Below are 309 nucleotides of genomic sequence, written 5' to 3' on the forward strand. Positions count from 1 at the left end.
AGACCCCACACTACCATCGGCGCTACGGCGTTTCACTTCTGAGTTCGGCATGGGGTCAGGTGGGACCACCGCGCTACGGCCGCCAGGCAAATTCTGTTGCCGGAAACGAATCTTTTACACCGATGCTGCGTTGGCTGCATTCGTAAAGTCAGTCACATACTTCTGTATGCGCCTTCCTTTCCTTCATTTGCCGCCTTGCCTCAGCGTAAAATCTTTCGTTCCCGAAAATCCGGAATCAGTGCTGAAAATCATCTCTCAACCGCCAAAACATCTTCGGCGTTGTAAGGTTAAGCCTCACGGTTCATTAGT

Annotated in this window: 1 rRNA gene; it reads right to left on the reverse strand. The window is 51.5% G+C overall.

The window, feature by feature from the left end:
- Positions 1–87: ribosomal RNA gene (gene rrf / locus NA986_RS24360) — 5S ribosomal RNA — on the reverse strand; the annotation flags it as partial.
- Positions 88–309: the final 222 nt, after the last annotated feature.

The organism is Salmonella sp. NW177 (assembly GCF_051811585.1).
GTDB classification, from domain to species: Bacteria; Pseudomonadota; Gammaproteobacteria; order Enterobacterales; family Enterobacteriaceae; genus Salmonella; species Salmonella enterica.